Below are 21,212 nucleotides of genomic sequence, written 5' to 3' on the forward strand. Positions count from 1 at the left end.
ATTATGTTTATTAGGTGGTCTTTTAAGACTAACTTATTAATAAATACTCTAAATTTAATTTTTAAATTTTGAAAGAGGGGTCAACGCGATGAGAAAAATGAAAACTATGGATGGTAATACTGCAGCAGCTCATATATCTTATGCATTTACAGAAGTTTCTGCAATATTCCCAATTACACCATCATCACCAATGGCAGAACATGTAGATGAATGGGTAGCACAAGGAAGAAAGAACATATTTGGACAACCTGTAAAAGTTATGGAAATGCAATCAGAAGCTGGAGCAGCTGGTGCAGTTCATGGATCTTTACAAGCTGGAGCATTAACAACTACTTATACTGCTTCACAAGGTTTATTATTAATGATACCAAACATGTACAAAATTGCTGGTGAAATGTTACCAGGAGTATTCCACGTTTCAGCTAGAGCATTAGCTACATCTTCTCTAAATATATTTGGAGATCATCAAGATGTTATGGCAGCAAGACAAACTGGTTTTGCAATGCTTGCAGAAGGATCAGTTCAAGAAGTAATGGATTTAGCAGCAGTAGCTCATTTAACTGCTATTAAAACAAGAATTCCATTCTTAAACTTCTTTGATGGATTCAGAACTTCTCATGAAGTACAAAAAATTGAAGTTTTAGAATATGATGAATTAGCAAAATTACTTGATTGGGATTCAGTTAAAGCTTTCAGAGAAAGAGCATTAAACCCAAATCATCCTGTAACTAGAGGAACTGCTCAAAATGCAGATGTATATTTCCAAGAAAGAGAATCTGTAAATAGATTCTATGATGAATTACCAGAAACAGTAGAAAGCTACATGGCTGAAATTACTAAGTTAACTGGTAGAGAATATCACTGTTTCGATTACTATGGAGCACCAGATGCTGATAGAGTAATCATTGCTATGGGTTCAGCTACTGACGTTTGTGAAGAAACTATAGATTACTTAAATGCTAATGGACAAAAAGTTGGTGTTATTAAAGTAAGATTATTCAGACCATTCTCAAATGAAAGATTATTAGCAGCTATTCCAAAGACAGTTAAGAAAATTGCTGTTTTAGATAGAACTAAAGAACCAGGATCAGCTGGAGAACCATTATACTTAGATATTAGAAATGCATTCTTCGGACAAGCTGATGCACCAGTTATTGTTGGTGGTAGATTCGGTTTAGGTTCAAAAGATCCAAATCCAGGACATATTGCTGCAGTTTATGCTAACTTAGCACAAGCTACACCAAAGAATGGGTTTACAATAGGAATTAATGATGACGTTACAAATACTTCATTAGAAGTAACTGAAGATATAGATGCTACTCCAGAAGGAACTACATCTTGTAAGTTCTGGGGATTAGGATCAGATGGTACTGTTGGAGCAAACAAGAGTGCAATCAAGATTATCGGAGATAATACTGATATGTACGCTCAAGCATACTTCTTCTATGATTCAAAGAAATCAGGAGGAATCACAGTATCTCACTTAAGATTTGGTAAGAAAGCAATTAAGTCACCATACTTAATTAACAAAGCAGACTTTGTTTCATGTTCTAACCAATCATATGTTCACAAATACAATGTACTTGATGGATTAAAGCCAGGTTCAACTTTCTTATTAAATACTATCTGGTCACCAGAAGAATTAGAAGAAAAATTACCTGCTTCATATAAGAGATTCTTAGCAAATAACAACATTAAGTTCTACACTTTAAATGCTGTAGGTATTGCTCAAGAAATCGGTCTTGGCGGAAGAATCAACATGATAATGCAATCAGCTTTCTTTAAGTTAGCTAATGTTATTCCAGTTGAAGATGCTATTAGACACTTAAAAGAGTCAGTTGTAACTTCTTATGGTAAGAAGGGTGAAAAAGTTGTTAACATGAACAACGCAGCTATAGATAAAGGTGTTGAATCAATTGTTGCAATCAATATTCCAGAAGCTTGGAAGACTGCACAAGATGAAAAAGAAGAAGAAATCAAACACATTACTAAGTTTGTTAAGGATATAGTTATTCCAATGAACAGACAAGAAGGAGATCAACTTCCAGTTTCAGCATTTATAGGAATGGAAGATGGTACTTTTGAAAATGGTACTGCAGCATTCGAAAAAAGAGGAATTGCAGTAAATGTTCCTGAATGGGATTCAGAAAAATGTATCCAATGTAACCAATGTTCAATAGTATGTCCACATGCTGTAATAAGACCATTCTTATTAACAGAAGCAGAAAAGAATGCTGCTCCAGAATCAGTTAAAGCAGTTGCTGCTAAGGCATTAAAGACAGAAGAACCATTATTCTATGCTATGGGAATTTCTCCATTAGATTGTAGTGGATGTGGAAACTGTGCTCAAGTATGTCCTGCTCCAGGAAAAGCATTAGTTATGCAACCACAAGAAAGCCAACATGTAAATATTCCAGCTTGGGATTACTTAGTACATGATATTTCAGTTAAGAAGAACCCAATGAACAAAAAGACAGTTAAAGGTAGCCAATTTGAGCAACCATTACTTGAATTCTCAGGAGCTTGTGCAGGTTGTGGAGAAACTCCATATGTTAAAGCTATAACTCAATTAGTTGGTGATAGAATGATGGTAGCTAATGCAACTGGATGTACATCAATTTGGGGAGGATCTGCTCCTTCAACTCCATATACTAAGAATAAAGAAGGACATGGACCAGCTTGGGCTAACTCATTATTCGAAGATAATGCTGAATATGGATTAGGTATGTTCTTAGGAGTTAAAGCTATCAGAGAAAGAATTGCAGGAGAAGCAAAAGCTGCTATAGCTGCAAATGATCCAGCAAAAGCTGAATTACAAGATTGGTTAGACAATGTTGATGAAGGTGAAGGAACTAGAGAAAGAGCTAATGCATTAGTTGCTGCTCTAGAAAAATCAGGAACTGAAGCTGCTAAATCAATTTTAGCTCAAAAAGATTACTTCGTTAAGAGATCACAATGGATCTTCGGAGGAGACGGATGGGCATACGATATCGGATACGGTGGAGTTGACCATGTATTAGCTTCTGGAGAAGATGTAAATATATTAGTAGTAGATACAGAAGTTTATTCTAACACTGGTGGTCAATCATCTAAAGCTACTCCAACTGCTGCAATCGCTAAGTTTGCTGCAAGTGGTAAGAAGACTAAGAAGAAAGATCTTGGTATGATGGCTATGAGTTATGGTTATGTATATGTAGCTCAAATTAACATGGGTGCTGATAAGAACCAAGTTATGAAAGCTCTTGCAGAAGCAGAAGCTTACAAAGGACCATCATTAATAATTGCTTATGCACCATGTATCAATCATGGATTAAGAATTGGTATGGGTAACAGCCAAGAAGAAGCTAAGAGAGCTAGTGCATGTGGATATTGGCAAATGTACAGATTCAACCCGGAATTAAAAGAAGCTGGAAAGAATCCATTCTCATTAGATTCAAAAGAACCAACAGCAGACTTCAAGGAATTCTTAATGGGAGAAGTTAGATACTCTTCATTAGCTAAAGCATTCCCAGAACAAGCTGAAGCTTTATTTGAAAAGACTAAACAAGATGCTATGGAAAGATTAGAAGGATACAAGAAATTAGCTGATCAAAAATAGTATTAAGAAATAAATAACTAAATTTGCGCGAAGAAAAGAAGCCACTTTTGTGGCTTCTTTTTTATAAATAATAAAAAAAATTAATTTTAGGGTTTTATTTTATTGAAATACAAGGTAAAATTAATTGAGACATTATCAAAAATTAATTTTGTATAAAATTGTTTGTTTTATGAAATGATATTTTTGTAAGTAAATACAATTAATTTTTAAGCACTATCTTATCAACATAATATAGACATATTATTAATAATTATTTTTTTGATACATATACCTAAAGGAGGTTTTATAATGGATAAAGATTTAGAAAAATGCGGATGCAATAATGAAGAAGAGAACAACTGCGGATGTGGTGGACATAATCATGGTGAAGACCATGAATGCAATTGTGGAAATGACCATGATCACGAATGTGGATGTGGATGCGGTGATGATGAAGAAAACTTCGTTATAGATTTAGAAGATGAAAATGGAAATGTAGTTACATGCCCTGTAGTTGATGAATTTGAGTATGAAGGAAATATGTACTATTTAGCTCAAAACCCAAATGAAGACTCAGTTTATCTTTTTAGATTAGACGGTGAAGCTTTAGTAGTTCCAGACGAAGAAGAATTTGACAAAGTATCAGCTTATTATGAAAATGAGCTAGTTGGCGAAGAATAATATTATAAAAAAGACTTTAGTATATTTAGCTAAAGTCTTTTTTGTAGGAAAAATATAGTAAAGGAAGGGCGGCTAATAAGCTATTGCTCCAATATTGTATATAGTTTACAATTCAAAATAATAATGATATATTTTAAATGTGTGACGATAGGGTGCAATATATAAAATTACATATACAATTTGATAAAGAACATAAGTGTCAAAATGGGAGGAATAAAGCAATGCAATTATCTAAAAAGGCGGGGAATATAACACCATCTATTACATTAGCAATCACAGCTAAGGCTAATGAATTGAAAAGTCAAGGGGTAGATGTGGTAGGTTTTGGGGCAGGAGAACCGGATTTTAATACACCACAAAATATAATTCAAGCAGCTATAGATGCTATGAATAATGGGAAGACTAAGTATACACCAGCTGGAGGGATGTTGGAATTAAAAGAAACTATTTGTGACAAATTTAAAAAAGATAATAATTTGGAATATAAACCAAGCCAAATAATAATATCTACTGGTGCAAAGCAGTGTTTGGCGAATGCACTTATGGCTGTTTTGAATCCTGAGGATGAGGTATTGCTTCCGGTACCGTATTGGGTCAGTTATCCTGAACTAGTGAAGTTAGCTGATGGAGTTCCTGTGTTTGTAGAAACATCTAAAGAAAGTAATTATAAATATACAAGGGCAGATTTAGAAAAGGCTGTCACAAATCAAACAAAAGCAATAATAATCAATAGTCCTAATAATCCAACAGGAACTATATATAATGAAGAAGAACTATTGGAAATTGCTAATTTTGCAAAAGAGCATAATTTATTAATTATATCAGATGAAATATATGAAAAATTAATATATGATGGTGAGAAACATATTAGTATTGCAGCTTTAAACGAAGATGCCTATGAGAGAACAATAGTAATTAATGGTGTGTCTAAGGCTTATGCAATGACAGGATGGAGACTAGGTTATGCAGCAGCAAGTGAAAAAATAATTAAACTTATGACTAGTCTTCAAAGTCATATGACATCAAATGTAAATACAATAACACAATACGCAACTATTGAAGCTTTAAATGGACCGGTGGAAGATTTAAATAATATGGTCAAAGAATTTGAGAATAGAAGAAATTTTATGATATACAAATTGGAAAAGTTAAATGAAATATCAATTATCAGACCTAGTGGAGCGTTTTATATTATGGTGAGTATAGCAGCATACTTAAATACGACTTTTAGAGATCAAGAAATTAATAATTCCGTAGATTTTGCTAGAGTATTATTAGAAGAGGAAAAAGTAGCGGTTGTACCTGGTGCAGGATTTGGAGCAGGTGAATATATAAGATTATCATATGCAGCATCTATGGATGTAATTGAAAATGGAATAGATAGAATTTCAATATTTTTAAGTAAAATTAAGTAAAATATATAAAAAAGTATTTTAATTGACAATATGCAACGAATAATTGATAATTAAAATATGGAAAAATATATAGTGTCAAGAATTAAATAAATATCTAACTCTAAGGATGTATATGTTCTATTGGTAAAAGAACAATTATTAATTGATAATTGTTGATTAGGACTTGTGAATCTTGAGTTATATATTAAAAAGGTAGGTATAGTACTTTGGAGAAACTTGCTATATTTGATATAGATTATACGATTACTAAAAAAGAAACTTTAATGGAATTGTTTAAATTTGTAATAAAGAATGATAAAAGGAATATTTGTTTTTTGCCCAGAGCTATATTTTGTGGGATTATGTATGGAATAAAAGTGTATGATGAGCAAAAGGTGAAAGAAAAATTCTTGAAATTTATAGATGGAATAGAGGAAAAAGATTTAGCCATTCTCGTTAAGAAGTTTTATGATGAAAAATTAACTACAATAATATATGAAGATGCATTAAAAATGATAAAAAAATTGAAAAATGAAGGATATTTGATATATCTAATTTCTGCATCCCCAGAATTTTATATAAATGAATTTTATAATATAAAAGAAGTTGATAGAGTAATTGGAACAAAGTTTTGGTTTAAAAATGGTGTTTTTACAAGAAAAATGAATGGAAGAAATTGCAAGGGAGAGGAGAAGGTAAAGAGATTAAAAGAAGTAATAAAAGATGAAAAAATCAAAGTGGATTTTAAAGAGTCTTATATGTTTTCGGATTCTTTATCTGATAAACCTCTTTTGGATTTGGTAGGAAAACCTTATTTAATAAATTATAGTAAAAAGCATGAAATTGAAATACTAAAATGGCAATAAAAGATAGATAAGAAAAGAGTGATGGAGATGGAGGAAAAAATAATATATGAAGTTTTGCGAGTTTTAGAAGGAAAACCGCTTTTTTTAGAGAATCATTTAAGGAGAATGAAAAATTCTTTTGAATTAATTAATGAAAATTTTAAAATTACTTATGATGAAATAAGCGAAAAAATAAAAGAATTGATAAAAAGTGAAAAAAAAGTTGAAGGAAATATAAAAATAACATATTCGGTCAATGAAAAGTTATTAAGAATATTTTTTATTGAACACTCATATCCTTCATCAGATATGTATAAAGATGGAGTTAAAACCATTTTGTATTTTGCTGAAAGAGAAAATCCTAATGCAAAAATAATTAACACAACTTTTAGAGAACGAATTAATAATGAAATAAGAGACAAAAATGTTTATGAAGCAATACTTGTTGATTCAAAAGGAAATATTACGGAAGGAAGCAGATCAAACATATTTATGGTTAAAGACAACATTCTTATTACTTCTCCGTCAAAAAAGGTTTTGCCTGGAGTTACCAGAGGCGAAGTGATTGAGATAGCTTTAAGAAATGGTATAGAAGTTAAAGAAGAGGAATTTAAAGCTTCAGATATTGGTGAGTTGGATGGTATGTTTATTTCAGGTACATCTCCTAAAATATTACCAATAAGTAAAGTTGATAATGTAAATTTTAATGTTAACAATGATATAATTAGAAAATTAATTGAAGAATATAATCATGAAATAGATTCATATATAAAAATGCATTGAAAAATGAAATTTTTGCACTTATTTGTAAAATTACATAAATTAATATAAATAAATGAATATAAAATTATATTAGCCTGTGGTATACTAAAAGAAAAGAGTATTTTTTAGGGGGAGATATTATGAGTTTGAAATTTTCAGCATCATCATTAGGAGAATGTCTAGATAAAGCAGCTAGTGAATTAAATATTGCTAAAGAAAATTTAAAATATAAGGTCACTAAAGAAGAAAAGCATTTTTTTAAAAAGATCGTTGAAATAGAAATATTAGAGAGTGAACTTAATAAGAGAGAAGAAAATGAGCAAGAAATAATAAAAAATGATATTGAAAATAAAGTTGCAGAGAATATAGAAGAAGATAATATGGAATACGGAGCTAAAGTAGAGAATGGAAAGATAATAGTAACAGACTCTGGTAATAGCAATGAAGTTATCACAATAAAACCATGTGATGGCATTAAATTATATGTTAATGGTGAGCTCGCAGGGCAAATTGCAGAAGTATCTTCCCGTGATAATATAGAATATAAATTTGAAGAAGTTGAACCAACAAGAAGTGCAGAAATACAAGTTACAAGTAATAAAATGGAAGCTTATCTTAGTATAAAGTCTAATCCTGTACATATATATAAGCTAGTTGATCAGGGATACCGTAAGAATTTAGTTATTCAAAAGAAAAAGGTAGAAGACAAACATCCAGCAAAATATACTGTGAATGAATTAAGGGCTTTACTGCAAAATAAAGGTATTCGATATGGTATGATTAATGATGCATTGGAAGAAGCTTGTCAAGTTCATCATGTAGAAGATTTACTTGTAGCAAAAGGGATGCCTGCTCAAGATGACATACCTGATGAGATTCAGGTATTATTCAAGGAATCAGAAGAGTTAAAAGGGTATGAAGAAACAAGTGACAAAATTGATTTTAGAAATAGATTTTCAATTGCAAATGTTGTTGTTGGAGATGTTATAGGTAGAATAATACATGGTACTACTGGAAGTGATGGACAAGATGTTTTTGGCGTACAATTAAAAAGAAAGACGTCAAAAAAAGTTGCATTAAAAATTGGAGACGGATGTAAACTTGAACATGATGAAGTTATAGCAACTACTGAAGGAAAACCTTCGTTCAAAACCAATACATTTGCAGTAAATAAGCAATATAAGGTAGATCAGGTTGATTTGAAGAGTGGTAATATTGACTTTGTTGGTAATGTTGAAGTAACTGGAGCGGTTTTAGAAGGTATGGAGGTAAAAGCCGGGAATGAATTACTGATTGGGAAAAATGTAGAGTCTGCAACAGTGCGATCGGGTGGAGAAATAAGAATAAATGGTAACGTATTAAATTCAACAGTTACAGCAGGTTGTGAAAATGTTGAAAGAAAGCAATATTTGGATAATTTGTTAACGTATAAAAGTATTATGGAAGAATTGCGAGCTTCTGCTGAACAAGTAAAGGGAAACAAATTATTAGGTGATAGAAAAGATGGAGAAATTATTAAGATTCTAATTGAGAATAAATTTAAAGCATTGCCTAACTTATCAAGAAGTGTTTTGAATTTCAACATGTCACAAGGCATTCAACATAGTGAGTTGGTTACTTTTATAATAAACAAATTGATTGGACTAGGACCTCTTAAAATGGAAAGCTATAAAGAGCTTGAAAAGTTTGAAAAGATGCTTGATGAGGAAATAGAAGAAATAGAGGCGTTAATAGTGGTTCCGGCGGATATCTATCTAGGATATGCACAAGGAGCAACTATAGAGGCATCGGGAAATGTTTATATAACTGGAAAAGGTCAGTATACATGTGAGATTACCGCTTTAAATAAAATAGAATTTACAAATGAAAAAGCAGTGTGTAGAGGAGGTACACTATACGCTGGTTCAGAGATAAGAGTAAAGACAGTAGGAAGTGAGGCGGGAGTTAATACTATATTGAAGGTTTCTAAGAAAGGTCGTATTTTTGCTGATATAGCACATTATAATACAGTTTTTTGTTTTGGAGAAAAGCAAATGGTATTAGATATCTCTTCTAAAAATGTAGAGGCATATTTGGACAAAGATGGAGACGTAACGATTGATAAGTTCATTTTATAGGAGGTTATAAAACTAATGGCGAGTAATGAAATTAAGATATTAATATTTGGACTTGGTGGAGAACATTATGCAACAGATATAAAGGAAGTTGAAAGAATTTTAGGGTATCAAGAACCTACTGTTTTACCTGAAGCTCCATCTTTTGTTAAAGGAGTAATTAATTATGAAGAAAGAATACTTCCAATTATAAGTTTGTCTAAAAAATTTAGAATTGGAGAAGATATAAATAATGATGATAAAAAAATTATTGTTGTAAAAAGAGCATCAAATAAATTTGGAATAATTGTTGAAAATGTATATGAAGTAAGAGATGTAAATAGTGACTTAATGGAAGAGGCTCCTCCAATAACAGCTACAATAGATAAAAAATACATTTCTGGATTAATAAAGCTTGGAGAAAATATAGTTATTTTGCTAGACTTAGAAAAAATATTATCTTCTGAAGATGAAGAAAGAATCTTTTAGGGGGTAAAAATGGTAGGTGCAGAGATAAAAGTTGGAATAGCTGATTTGAATTTGGTACTGGATCCAGGAACAATAATGACTATAGGATTAGGCTCATGCATAGGCATAGCTTTATATGATAAAACATTAAAAGTTGCTGGATTGGCACATATAATGCTTCCTGATAGCACTCAATTTAAAAATAACACTAACCCTATGAAATTTGCAGATACTGCTATACCTATTTTAATAGAAAAAATGGAAAAAGAGGGCTGCAAAAAAAGAAACCTTATAGCTAAAATTGCAGGGGGGGCATCAATGTTTAATTTTACTGATAAAAGTATAATAAGTGATATTGGTAAAAGAAACAGTGACGCGGTAAAAAAAGCCTTAAAAGATGAAGCTGTACCTGTAATCTCAGAAGAGACAGGAGGAAATAAGGGAAGAACAATGATTCTTCACGCAAGTGATGGAAAGGTAGTTCTTAAAGTTGTAGGACAAGGTGTTATGGAAATATAAAATTGCAAGAAAGGGTGATTAGGTGGATAAAATCAAAATTATAGTTGTTGATGACTCGGCGTTTATGAGAAAAGCTATTTCGGATATGATAGAATCTGAAAGTACTTTCGAAGTTATCGCTAAATTTAGAGATGGAAGAGAACTAATTGAAAAGGTTGATAAATATAATCCTGACCTTATCACATTAGACGTACATATGAAAGACTTAGATGGGCTTGCAACATTAAAAGAATTAAAGAAATCAGGGAGAAATTATCCTATAATAATGGTTAGTAGTGCAACAACAGAAGGATCTAAAATGACTTTAGATTGTTTAGATAATGGTGCTATAAGTTTTATACCTAAACCATCAGGTAGTATTTCACTAGACATAATAAAAATTAGAAATGATTTAGTTGAGCAAATTAAAAGTATAACAAGCAGTATGAAGTTTAAAAGAAAGGCTTTATTAGAAAACAAAACAAATTATAAAGTTGAACAGAATATTGTAGTAAGCAGCTTAAACTTACCTAAAGAGAATAGTGTGAGAGAAAGTAGTATGAATATGGAGCGGATTATATCAATACCTAAAAATAAAAGAATTGATGCAGTTGTTATAGGAGCATCTACAGGAGGACCAAAGGCACTTCAAGAAGTATTAACAAAACTGCCATATAATTTGGGAGTTCCAGTATTTGTGGTACAACATATGCCAGAGGGATTTACTAAAGTCTTCGCAGAAAGATTAGATAAAGCATGTGAAATGAAAGTGGTTGAAGCCGATGATGGAATGAAGATATACAATGATACAATATACATTGCTAAAGGTGGAAAGCATATGACAATTTCAAGTAATAGTTCAATAAAGTTAAATGAAGAACCACCAATATGGGGTGTAAGGCCTGCAGTTGATAAGTTGTTTAATTCAGCTATAAATGTATACAAAGGGAATTTGGTTTCGGCTATTTTAACAGGTATGGGTAGAGATGGTGCTGATGGAACTGCAAATATAAAAGATAGTGGGGGCATAACAATTTCTGAAGATAAATCAACATGTACGATTTATGGTATGCCTAAAGCAGCTTATGAAACTGGTAAAGTAGATTTGGTAGTTCCGCTAGATCAAGTAGCAAATAATATAATAAAAATAGTAAAAGGGGTATAGAAGGAGACATGGATTTTAATGAGTTTCACAAATGGGTTCATAGAGAATTAGGAATCAATTTATCAGCATATAAACCAGAACAGTTAAATAGACGAATAAATAGCTTGATGACAAGAGTGGGTATAAAGTCATTAGATGAATATACTAGAGCGATAAAAGAAAATCCAGAACAAAGGCAAAAGTTTTTGGATTTTATTACGATAAATGTAACAGAGTTTTTTAGAAATCCTGAATTATTTCAAGATTTAGAAAAACAAATTTCTAAAGAATTATTGCCCAATAATCCAAATTTGAAAATTTGGAGTGCGGCGTGTTCTATAGGTTGCGAACCTTATACTTTAGGAATTATTTTAGATAGATTAACTCCAAATGGAAGGCATAATATAATTGCAACAGATATTGATGACACTATTCTTTCTAAAGCGAAAATTGGTGAATATACACAAAATGAAATAAAAGGCGTAAATAATACAGATTTAAGTAAATATTTTAGTACAAAAGACGATAAGTATTATATAATGCCTAAAATTAAGAATATGGTTACATTTAAAAAACATGATTTGATTTTAGACAATTATGAAAATGGCTTTGATTTGATTGTGTGTAGAAACGTTGTTATTTACTTTAATAATGACATAAAACAGGAAATTTATAAAAAGTTTAGTAATTCATTAAAAAAAGGTGGGCTTTTATTTGTAGGAGCTACAGAAAGTATATATAATTATAGAGACTACGGATTCGAAAAAGCATCAACCTTTATTTATAAAAAATTATAAAGGAGGAATACGTGATGGATACATCTCAATATATGTCAATGTTTTTAGAGGAATCATTAGATAATTTGCAAACATTGAATGAGTCATTATTAGATTTGGAACAAAATCCAGAGGATACAGATAAAGTTAATGAAATATTCAGAGTTGCTCATACAATTAAAGGTATGGCAGCAACAATGGGATTTACAGATCTAGCAGAACTTACTCATAAAATGGAGGACGTATTAGCGGAGTTTAGAGAAGGTGAATTAAAAGTTACACAAGATGTGGTTACAGTATTGTTTGATTGTCTTGATACATTAGAAAAAATGGTTGACAATGTTCAAGAGGGCTCAGATGAAAAAATAGATATAGATGGTATAATGAAAGCTTTAACTGACATTAAAAATAATGGAAATAGTGCAGTTGAAGATAAAAAAGATGAACAAAAGTCTGCATCAGCTATTGATTTACAATTAAATCAATATGATTCATCTGTAATCAAACAAGCAAAAGAAAAGGGCTTTAATTCAATTGAGATAGTGGTTACTTTAAGTGAAAACACGTTGTTAAAATCTGCAAGAGCATTTTTAATTGTTAAGGATCTTGAAGAACATGGCGAAATATTAAAATCAGAACCATCAACACAAGAAATTGAAAATGAGGAATTTGATTTTGAATTAAAATTCATATTAGTAACTAAAAATAGTGTAGATGAAATTTTATCTGTTGTGAATAGTATTTCTGAAGTATCTAAAGTTGAAGCGACATTAATTAGCTTTGAGGGTGTTGATGTGGCTCCAAAAGAAATTGATGAAAAAGAGGCACCTGCTAAGCAAGAAGTTCCTGTTAAAGAGGAAACTGTAAAACAAGAAGTAGTAAAACCAGTTGAAGAAAAGTCAGTAGAACCAAAGGCGGAAGCTAAGAAAGAAACAGCTAAGAAAGCAGGACCTAAGAAAGAAGTTAAAAAAGCACATCAATCTGTCAGGGTAGATTTGGAAAGAATAGATAATTTAATGAATATGGTTTCTGAACTTGTAATTTACAGGACTAGATTGGAACAGATTGTAAATGTTCAAAAATCACAAGAATTAAATGAAACTTTAGAACAAGTTGGAAGAACAACATCAGATCTTCAAGATTTAGTTATGAAAATTAGAATGTTACCATTAGATACAGTATTTAATAGATTCCCAAGAATGATTAGAGACGTATCAGTAGAATTAAATAAAGAAATTAATTTCATTATAGAAGGTGCTGATACTGAACTTGATAGGACAGTAATAGATGAAATAGGTGAACCATTAATACATTTATTAAGAAATGCAGCTGACCATGGAATAGAATCAGTGGAAAAGAGAGTTGCGCAAGGTAAATCACCAGTTGGGACTGTTAAGCTAGTAGCGTATCAAGAAGGAACTAAAGCATTAATTAAGGTAATCGATGATGGTGCAGGAATTAATGTAGAAAAAGTTAAAGCTAAAGCGGAGCAAAAGGGGATTAATACAGAAGGAATGTCAGAAAATGATATTAAGAATCTAATTTTTGCACAAGGCTTTAGTACAAATGATGTAGTAACAGATATTTCTGGTAGAGGAGTTGGAATGGATGTCGTTAAGACAAAAATTGCAGCACTTGGAGGAACTGTTGATGTATTAAGTGAAGAAGGAAAAGGTTCAACATTTGTAATTAAGCTTCCGCTTACACTACAAATAATACAAGCTTTACTTGTAAAAGTTGGAGAAGAAACATTAGCAATTTCATTAGGCTTTATCGATAGAGTAATTGATTATAAAGAAGAAAATATAAAGAGAAGTAATGGAAAAGAAGTTATTGTTTATAGAGAGAACGTAATTCCATTAATAAGATTAAATGAAACTTTAGATATAGAGGCTAGCGAAACTAATAAGAAATTTGTTATAATAGTAAATGTAGGTGATAAGACTATAGGTTTATTAGTTGATTCATTGCATGGACAACAAGAAATAGTTATTAAGCCTTTAGGAAAAACACTTAAGAACTTAGATCAATATATTGGTGCTACTATACTAGGTAATGGTTTGGTAACATTGATATTAGATATAGGTGCATTATTATAAAAAATTTCAAGTTGAATTAATTAAGTTTACTTGATATAGTTAAAATTAGTATAGGTAGATGTTGTTTGATCTTATTTCAAAAATAGAAAAGGTGAGGACATGTATCATACCAAATGCCCTTAAGGGTAGAAAATTTTTGAAGGAGGGTTAGAAGTGGAGTATTCTAATTTAAGCGCTTTACAATTAGATGCACTTAAAGAAGTCTCTAACATAGGTGCAGGAAATGCAGCAACTGCTCTTTCCATGATGATAGGAAAAAAGATTGATATGACAGTACCAGCTGTAAATGTCGTAGGATTAGATGCATTAGTAGAAGAAAATGGAGAGATAGAAGTAGCTGGTACAGTTGTAAGAGTGCTAGGAGATATTGCAGGTAATATACTTTTAGTATTCGATAGAAAAACATCTGACAATGTAATAAGGAAATTAGTTGGGAGCGAGCAGTCACCAGAAAGTGAAATGGGTAAATCTGTATTGTGCGAGATAGCCAATATAATATCGGCATCATACATGAACTCAATTGCACAGTTAACAAATCTTGCTATTGCACCATCAGTACCAGCTACATCATATGATATGTTAGGGGCAATACTCACAACAACATTTATAGAATCTAATCAATATGATGAATATATATTAGATATAGAAACTGTATTTTTAGATTATGACACAGAAGAAAATATAGGTGGACACTTTTATTATATTCCAATGCCGGGGTCATTGGAGAGAATATTACAATCTATAGGAATAAATTAAATTTGGAGGGAAAAAATTATGGCTAAAGTTTTAATTGTAGATGATGCAGCTTTTATGAGAATGATGATAAAGGATATTTTAGAAAAAAATGATTTTGAAATAGTAGGAGAAGCAAACAATGGATTGGTTGCTGTTGACCTGTATAAAAAGGAAAAACCAGATGTTGTTACAATGGATATAACAATGCCTGATATGGATGGTATTGAGGCAGTTAAACAAATAAAGGCTTTTGATCCAGATGCTAAAGTAATCATGTGTTCAGCAATGGGACAACAATCAATGGTTATGGATGCAATAAGAGCTGGAGCTAAGGATTTCATAGTAAAACCATTCCAAGCTGACAGAGTTTTAGAAGCTATTAAAAAAGTTGTAGGATAATTTTATTTAGTTATGAGTTATGAGTTGACAGTTATGAGTTGACTGTAAAGTTATAAATTTTTAGGATTTAGGAATTATATTTTTATGAATTTAAAAAGAATTTAAGGCTAAGTAGTTAACATTAAAATTTCAACTGTTAATTGGAAGAAAGAGGAGGTGTAATTATGCAAATAGTAGTATTTAAATTAGGGGAAGAACATTTTGCAGTGGAAACAGAAAGAGTTCAAAGTATTAATGATACTATGGGAATTACAAAGGTTCCTAAAGCACCAGCTTATATTAAAGGGTTAATTAATTTACGTGGTAGTATTAAGTCTCTTGTTGATATAAACTTATTGTTAGATGTAACTCCAGGTGTAGAACAAAATAATATAATTATTTTGACTGTCGAGGATGAAGAAATAGGTATATCAGTTGACGAAGTTGAAGAAGTTTTAGATATAGATGAAAAAAATATACAAAAAGTTGACAAAGATGCAAACAGGTCACAAGCATACATAAAAGGAATATTAAATTATGATGATAAACTTCTTACAATAATAGATATTGACAAGTTATTAAATTAGTATTTTGAAATGAGGGAGAAATATGGCAGATGTCTTATCGCAGAGTGAAATTGATGCACTGTTATCTGCTTTATCTACAGGGGAATTAGAAACAGAAGAGGTTGGGAAAGAGGAAGAAAAACATAAGATTAAACTTTATGATTTTAGAAGTCCTCAAAAATTTTCAAAAGAGCATATAAGAACTCTTGAATTAATTCATGATAATTATGCTAGAATAATTTCTAATTATTTAACAGGTCAAACACGACTAAATGTTAAAGTTAAAATTGAAACTGTAGAGCAGATAACATATGAGGAATTTATACACTCTGTACAAAATCCTACCTTTATTACAATATTTAAAATGCCACCATTGGTAGGAAATATAATATTTGAAACTAATCCTCAATTTTCACTACAGATAATTGATGTTTTATTAGGGGGAAAAGGGGATAGGAAAGTTGAAGCTAAAGAGTTTACAGATATTGATAAAAACATAATGAGACAAATCACAACAGGAATGATCAATAACTTAAAAATGGCATGGGATACAATTATCGAAGTTGAGCCGGAAGTTGAAGCTATTGAAACTAATCCGGCTGTAAATCAAACTTTGGCCCCAAATGATCCTGTAGCGTTAATAACATTCTCGGTTGAAATGAATAAAAGAAGCACTTTTATAAATATGTGTCTTCCGTATCTAAGTATAGAAAAAATATTGGATAAATTAGTGGTTCAATATGCATTTAGAAATGATGATGAAGCTATGATGGCTGAATCACGAGAAAAACTAGAAAAAGGTATTAATAAAGTGGATGTTGATATTATAGCTGAACTTGGATGTACAAAGATTACTGTAGATGATTTCTTAAAATTAACAGTAGGCGATGTCATTAGACTTGATAATAAGAGCTCATCCCCAATAAAGGTATATGTAGGAAATGAAGAATGCTACTATGCTAAGCCAGGTATAGCAGGAAAGAATATGGGTGTAATGATTTTAGATATATCAGATAAGGAAGTGGATGAGTATGAGTAATAACTTTTTGTCACAGGAAGAAATAAATGCTTTATTATCAGGAGAAGATACAACTTCTACTGAAAGTGATAATGGAACAACAGCTAGCACAGATGCAGAGGTAATAACTGATCTTGATAAAGATCTGCTTGGGGAAATTGGAAATATTTCCATGGGCTCAGCCTCTACAGCATTATATCAGCTTATAAATCAACAAGTTAATATAACTACACCAGTTGTAACTGTAACAACTTTAAGAGAAATAAAGGAAGGATTTGAAACTCCTAATATTGTTTTAGATATAGAATATGTTACAGGGATTATTGGAAGAAATATACTAATAGTAAAAATAGCAGATGGTTTAGTAATATCTAATCTCATGATGGGTGGAGATGGAAACATTACAGAAGTTCATGAACTATCAGAAATAGAAATTAGTGCAGTATCAGAAGCCATGAATCAAATGATAGGTTCAGCAGCAACGTCTATGGCAACAATGTTTGGTAGAAAGGTTGATATTTCACCACCATCAGCAAGAGTTGTTACAGATGGAAATATGCCAATATCAGAGGCTATTCCAGAGGATGAGCCTATTGTAAGAGTATCATTTAAAATGACAATTGGAGATATTGTAGATAGTAATATAATGCAGATATTCCCGATTTCTACAGCAAAAAATATTGTAGCTATAATGACTGGAGAAGATAAACCTAAGGAGGAGCCAAAGGCAGAACCTGCCAAAGCTGCACCGAAAGAAAGTATTGCGAGTAAAGAAATACAACAACCTGTTAACAATGCACCAAGTATGGAACCGCAGTATAGTCAACCTCAGCAACAATATTATGAGCAACAACCATATTATGAGGCGCCACCACAAAGAATGCAGCAACCAGTAGAAGTTCATTCAGCTGCCTTTGAACCATTGGCACCTCAAAATAATGTTCCACCTATAAAGAACATAGATTTAATTTTAGATGTTCCATTAGACATATCAGTTGTTTTAGGTAGAACAAAGAAGAGTATTCAAGATATCTTAAATTTAGGAACAGGTTCCTTAATTGAATTAGATAAGCTTGCAGAAGAACCAGTTGAAATATTAGTTAACGGAAAGCAAATAGCACTTGGAGAAGTTGTTGTTGTTGATGAAAACTTTGGAATAAGAATAACTAGTATAGTAAGCAGTGTTGAAAGAATAAAGAAGCTAAGATAAACTAACTCCCGAAAGGGAGTTTTTTTGAATTAATCAAGAAGAGGTGGCCTCTTCTTTTTTTTATAAGAAAAAAGTGTAAACTTAATTGAAATTTGTACGATAACTATAATATTAGGATAAGGAATGGAGACGTGTGATATGAGTATTGATAGAATAAGTAGATCAGCATATATAAATGCTTATAATTCTAATAGTGGTAAAAATGTAGATAAAGTTGCAAAGACTAGAAATGTGGACACAATAGAAATCTCAGACCTTGGAAAAAGTCTTAAAAATTATTCTTTAGAAAATAATGCGGCAAATATAAAAAAGATAACTGAGATTAAAAATAAGATAGATAGTGGTACGTACAGTATTGATGCTAGATTAACTGCAAAAAGTTTATTAAATGTAATGAAGGAGCAGAATGAGTAACTATGATGAAAGAACTTATTAAATTAATGCAAAACCAAGATCAAGAACTTAGGAAACTTTTAGAGTTATTAGAAACTCAATACAATATGATAATGAGTAAAGATGTGTTTGGTTTAGAGGGATTAGTTGATAAGATTTATGATTGTGGTAAGAAAATAGCAAAAGATGAAGTAGAAAGAAGAAATGTAACAGAAAATAGAAGTATTAAAGAGATTGTTACGGAATCAAATGATGATGAACTAAAGAAATTATATAGTGAGATTCAAGAAAATTTGAATCAAGTGATAGCCAGAAAAGAAACCAATGAATTATTATTAAAGCAGCAACTAGTTTTTAATAATAAAATGTTACAGTTGCTTAATCCGAATAGAGAAATTAAAACATATAATTCATATGGTAATTTGTCAAGATAAAACAAACAATAAGGATGTAAAAATTTTTATGACATGGAAGTTGGAATTATTGAAAGGTAGGAAAATAAATGTCAGGACTATTTGATACATTTACCATTGCAAAAAGAGGTTTAAATGTACAACAAGGAAATATCAATACGACATCACACAATATCTCAAATGCAAGTACAACAGGATATTCAAGACAAAGAGCTGTAATTCAAACTACAAGACCTTTTGGAGGAATGTCAAGATTTGATAGCTGTTCAGCTGGACAAGTTGGTACTGGTGCAGAAATAAGTACAATAGAAAGAATTAGAGATGTCTTCAAAGATTATCAAGTTAGAACTCAAAGAACAGCTAATGGTGCATTAAGTGAAAAAAATAGCTATTTAACACAAGTTGAAGACATATTAAATGAAACATCGGATACAGGGGTACAACAAGCTTTAAGTGATTTTTATGCAAAGTTTCAAACACTGTCTTTGGATCCAACAAAATCAAGTAATAGAACAGTAGCTTTACAACAAGCTCAAACTTTAGCGGGTGCATTAAATACTAGATATACAGAACTTGAAACTAAAAAAAATGATATTCAAACTACATTAGGAAGTGATGTTACAGACATCAATAGTATGTTAGATCAAGTTAATGAGTTAAATAAGCAGATAGCTGGTGTATCGGCTATAGGAATGTCGCCAAATGACTTAATGGATAAAAGAGATAATCTGCTTGACGAATTAAGTGACAAATTTGGAATATCAACTAAAAGAGAAAAATATGAAGCAGTGGATGTTACTACAACATTGGGTTCAAATACAGTAAGTTTTGTTGATGGAAACGACTTTACAGGTGCAAATTGTAACAGATTATCTTATGTTACAGGAACAAGTTTGGATACTACAACAAATCCAGCAGCACCAACACTTACAGTATCATATGCAGTTGCAGGAGATACAACTAATATAAAAACAATAACAATTACAGGTTCTGCAGCCACTGATGCAACTCAATTAGATACAATAGGAAAAGGGTTAATGCAGAATAGAATCCTTGTTGGAGACAAAAATGGTCTAGTTCAGGATGTTTCTACGAATACAAATGATTTAAATGGTCTTTCAGCTTATAGTGCTGCTGGAAATGCAACAATAACATTAAGTAATTTTAATACTAATAGTGCAAATGTAATTTTTGATATAAAGACTGGTGAAGTTGGGGGGAAGCAAGCTGTACAAACTACGATTCAAAATTCTATGAATCAATTAGATAAATTAGCAGCGGGACTTGCATATACAGTTAACGCAATTCAAACTGGAACTGATGGAACTGCAACATCGCCACTTACAAATAAAGATGCAATCTTTGTAACTAAAGCAAGTAATGGAACAGCAGGAGCTACTGATACTGGTATCAATGCTAAGAATATTACAGTTAATTCAGTACTGCAGACAGATCCGTCAAAATTAAATTGTGGATTAACTGATGCTGATACAAGTGGAGAACATGCAGGAACAAGAGCTCTAGCAATAGCTAGTTTGAAAAATGTAAAAATGGACTTAAATAAAGTTGATGTAACAAGTACTTCTACAAGAAATGACTTCTTTAACAGGACTTCAGCTGCAGGAGGAAATTCAGGGGTTACCTTTAAAAGTTCAACTGAATTATGTGATTTAAATGGTAATTCTACAGGAACAACTATGGATAATTACTATAAGAGTTTAATCAGTGACTTAGCTACAGTAACTAAAGGGGTAGCAAGTGATCTTGCAAATTCAGAAACTCAATTAGAAACTTATGAAAATGATAGATTATCAGAATCAGGAGTTTCAATAGATGAAGAAACAACAAATTTAATACAATATCAACATGCATATCAAGCAAATGCAAAGGTAATAAGTACTGTTAGTGAATTGCTAGATGTAGTTATAAATGGATTGATGAAGTAAAAGCTTAGTCAACAATTATCGATGATAAGTTATAGATATACACTGCAAGAATTATACCTATGCAACAATTACCGAAATCAGATACATTTATCTTCCACAGGACTAGTGGAATTTTCGCTAGAAGGTTCTAAATGGCAGCTTGCCATCATTTCAGCGTGTTCCAGATGTAAAATCCCCAAGGAGAAAGTTCATGTTTCCAAATATAAAATTTGGACA

19 protein-coding genes are annotated in these 21,212 nt (G+C 31.3%); all 19 read left to right on the forward strand.

Annotated elements, in window-relative coordinates; genetic code table 11:
- The first annotated feature begins 88 nt into the window (after positions 1–88).
- The 19 genes from nifJ to flgK all read left to right on the forward strand — a co-directional run bounded on the left by nifJ (position 89) and on the right by flgK (position 20,996).
- Positions 89–3,598, forward strand: coding sequence for a pyruvate:ferredoxin (flavodoxin) oxidoreductase (gene nifJ / locus L3B98_RS23680; RefSeq protein ID WP_238918477.1), 3,510 nt, complete (start codon positions 89–91; stop codon positions 3,596–3,598).
- Positions 3,599–3,886: 288 nt separating this feature from the next.
- Positions 3,887–4,258, forward strand: coding sequence for a DUF1292 domain-containing protein (locus L3B98_RS23685; RefSeq protein ID WP_238918478.1), 372 nt, complete (start codon positions 3,887–3,889; stop codon positions 4,256–4,258).
- 221 nt (positions 4,259–4,479) lie between these two features.
- Positions 4,480–5,673: a pyridoxal phosphate-dependent aminotransferase gene (locus L3B98_RS23690; RefSeq protein ID WP_238918479.1), complete on the forward strand. Its 1,194-nt coding sequence runs from the start codon at positions 4,480–4,482 to the stop codon at positions 5,671–5,673.
- A gap of 206 nt (positions 5,674–5,879) precedes the next feature.
- Positions 5,880–6,518, forward strand: a complete 639-nt coding sequence (locus L3B98_RS23695) for an HAD-IB family hydrolase (protein ID WP_238918480.1) — start codon at positions 5,880–5,882, stop codon at positions 6,516–6,518.
- A gap of 27 nt (positions 6,519–6,545) precedes the next feature.
- A complete protein-coding gene (locus L3B98_RS23700) occupies positions 6,546–7,280 on the forward strand; it encodes an aminotransferase class IV (protein WP_238918481.1) in 735 nt (244 codons plus the stop codon).
- A 119-nt stretch (positions 7,281–7,399) separates the two neighbouring features.
- Positions 7,400–9,376, forward strand: a complete 1,977-nt coding sequence (locus tag L3B98_RS23705; RefSeq protein WP_238918482.1) for a FapA family protein — start codon at positions 7,400–7,402, stop codon at positions 9,374–9,376.
- A gap of 15 nt (positions 9,377–9,391) precedes the next feature.
- Positions 9,392–9,841: a chemotaxis protein CheW gene (locus L3B98_RS23710; protein ID WP_015394657.1), complete on the forward strand. Its 450-nt coding sequence runs from the start codon at positions 9,392–9,394 to the stop codon at positions 9,839–9,841.
- 9 nt (positions 9,842–9,850) lie between these two features.
- On the forward strand, positions 9,851–10,339 hold the full coding sequence (locus tag L3B98_RS23715; RefSeq protein WP_015394656.1) for a chemoreceptor glutamine deamidase CheD: 489 nt from the start codon (positions 9,851–9,853) through the stop codon (positions 10,337–10,339).
- Between the two features lie 22 nt (positions 10,340–10,361).
- Positions 10,362–11,483 carry a chemotaxis response regulator protein-glutamate methylesterase gene (locus L3B98_RS23720; protein ID WP_238918483.1) on the forward strand — a complete coding sequence of 374 codons (1,122 nt, stop codon included), beginning with the start codon at positions 10,362–10,364 and terminating at the stop codon, positions 11,481–11,483.
- An 8-nt stretch (positions 11,484–11,491) separates the two neighbouring features.
- Positions 11,492–12,259, forward strand: a complete 768-nt coding sequence (locus L3B98_RS23725) for a protein-glutamate O-methyltransferase CheR (RefSeq protein WP_015394654.1) — start codon at positions 11,492–11,494, stop codon at positions 12,257–12,259.
- A gap of 14 nt (positions 12,260–12,273) precedes the next feature.
- Positions 12,274–14,337: a chemotaxis protein CheA gene (locus tag L3B98_RS23730; RefSeq protein WP_238918484.1), complete on the forward strand. Its 2,064-nt coding sequence runs from the start codon at positions 12,274–12,276 to the stop codon at positions 14,335–14,337.
- Positions 14,338–14,490: 153 nt separating this feature from the next.
- The gene (locus tag L3B98_RS23735; protein WP_015394652.1) at positions 14,491–15,093 is read left to right on the forward strand and encodes a chemotaxis protein CheC; all 603 of its coding nucleotides are present in this window, start codon (positions 14,491–14,493) and stop codon (positions 15,091–15,093) included.
- An 18-nt stretch (positions 15,094–15,111) separates the two neighbouring features.
- Positions 15,112–15,471 (forward strand): response regulator, encoded by a 360-nt coding sequence (locus tag L3B98_RS23740; RefSeq protein WP_015394651.1) that lies wholly within the window; start codon positions 15,112–15,114, stop codon positions 15,469–15,471.
- A 164-nt stretch (positions 15,472–15,635) separates the two neighbouring features.
- Positions 15,636–16,037 (forward strand): chemotaxis protein CheW, encoded by a 402-nt coding sequence (locus tag L3B98_RS23745; RefSeq protein WP_015394650.1) that lies wholly within the window; start codon positions 15,636–15,638, stop codon positions 16,035–16,037.
- Positions 16,038–16,059: 22 nt separating this feature from the next.
- Complete coding sequence (gene fliM, locus L3B98_RS23750; RefSeq protein ID WP_015394649.1) at positions 16,060–17,055, forward strand: flagellar motor switch protein FliM; 996 nt, start codon at positions 16,060–16,062, stop codon at positions 17,053–17,055.
- Complete coding sequence (fliY, locus tag L3B98_RS23755) at positions 17,042–18,244, forward strand: flagellar motor switch phosphatase FliY (RefSeq protein ID WP_015394648.1); 1,203 nt, start codon at positions 17,042–17,044, stop codon at positions 18,242–18,244. Before fliM ends, fliY begins: the two co-directional genes overlap by 14 nt.
- Positions 18,245–18,382: 138 nt before the next feature.
- A complete protein-coding gene (locus tag L3B98_RS23760; protein ID WP_238918485.1) occupies positions 18,383–18,658 on the forward strand; it encodes a flagellar biosynthesis anti-sigma factor FlgM in 276 nt (91 codons plus the stop codon).
- Positions 18,659–18,660: 2 nt separating this feature from the next.
- Positions 18,661–19,071 carry a flagellar export chaperone FlgN gene (gene flgN, locus L3B98_RS23765; protein ID WP_077365677.1) on the forward strand — a complete coding sequence of 137 codons (411 nt, stop codon included), beginning with the start codon at positions 18,661–18,663 and terminating at the stop codon, positions 19,069–19,071.
- 68 nt (positions 19,072–19,139) lie between these two features.
- The gene (gene flgK / locus L3B98_RS23770) at positions 19,140–20,996 is read left to right on the forward strand and encodes a flagellar hook-associated protein FlgK (RefSeq protein ID WP_238918486.1); all 1,857 of its coding nucleotides are present in this window, start codon (positions 19,140–19,142) and stop codon (positions 20,994–20,996) included.
- Positions 20,997–21,212 lie beyond the last annotated feature (216 nt).

It is taken from the genome of Clostridium sp. YIM B02555 (genome assembly GCF_022320955.1).
Taxonomy (GTDB): domain Bacteria; phylum Bacillota; class Clostridia; order Clostridiales; family Clostridiaceae; genus Clostridium; species Clostridium saccharoperbutylacetonicum.

What these genes read in the sequence shown, in the direction of transcription:
- L3B98_RS23710 (WP_015394657.1), top strand. Translation starts at nt 9,392, where the DNA reads ATGGCGAGTAATGAAATTAAGATATTAATATTTGGACTTGGTGGAGAA.
- L3B98_RS23740 (WP_015394651.1), top strand. Translation starts at nt 15,112, where the DNA reads ATGGCTAAAGTTTTAATTGTAGATGATGCAGCTTTTATGAGAATGATG.
- L3B98_RS23685 (WP_238918478.1), top strand. Translation starts at nt 3,887, where the DNA reads ATGGATAAAGATTTAGAAAAATGCGGATGCAATAATGAAGAAGAGAAC.
- L3B98_RS23730 (WP_238918484.1), top strand. Translation starts at nt 12,274, where the DNA reads ATGGATACATCTCAATATATGTCAATGTTTTTAGAGGAATCATTAGAT.
- L3B98_RS23690 (WP_238918479.1), top strand. Translation starts at nt 4,480, where the DNA reads ATGCAATTATCTAAAAAGGCGGGGAATATAACACCATCTATTACATTA.
- L3B98_RS23700 (WP_238918481.1), top strand. Translation starts at nt 6,546, where the DNA reads ATGGAGGAAAAAATAATATATGAAGTTTTGCGAGTTTTAGAAGGAAAA.
- L3B98_RS23760 (WP_238918485.1), top strand. Translation starts at nt 18,383, where the DNA reads ATGAGTATTGATAGAATAAGTAGATCAGCATATATAAATGCTTATAAT.
- L3B98_RS23715 (WP_015394656.1), top strand. Translation starts at nt 9,851, where the DNA reads ATGGTAGGTGCAGAGATAAAAGTTGGAATAGCTGATTTGAATTTGGTA.
- L3B98_RS23705 (WP_238918482.1), top strand. Translation starts at nt 7,400, where the DNA reads ATGAGTTTGAAATTTTCAGCATCATCATTAGGAGAATGTCTAGATAAA.
- fliM (WP_015394649.1), top strand. Translation starts at nt 16,060, where the DNA reads ATGGCAGATGTCTTATCGCAGAGTGAAATTGATGCACTGTTATCTGCT.
- flgK (WP_238918486.1), top strand. Translation starts at nt 19,140, where the DNA reads ATGTCAGGACTATTTGATACATTTACCATTGCAAAAAGAGGTTTAAAT.
- nifJ (WP_238918477.1), top strand. Translation starts at nt 89, where the DNA reads ATGAGAAAAATGAAAACTATGGATGGTAATACTGCAGCAGCTCATATA.
- flgN (WP_077365677.1), top strand. Translation starts at nt 18,661, where the DNA reads ATGATGAAAGAACTTATTAAATTAATGCAAAACCAAGATCAAGAACTT.
- L3B98_RS23725 (WP_015394654.1), top strand. Translation starts at nt 11,492, where the DNA reads ATGGATTTTAATGAGTTTCACAAATGGGTTCATAGAGAATTAGGAATC.
- fliY (WP_015394648.1), top strand. Translation starts at nt 17,042, where the DNA reads ATGAGTATGAGTAATAACTTTTTGTCACAGGAAGAAATAAATGCTTTA.
- L3B98_RS23745 (WP_015394650.1), top strand. Translation starts at nt 15,636, where the DNA reads ATGCAAATAGTAGTATTTAAATTAGGGGAAGAACATTTTGCAGTGGAA.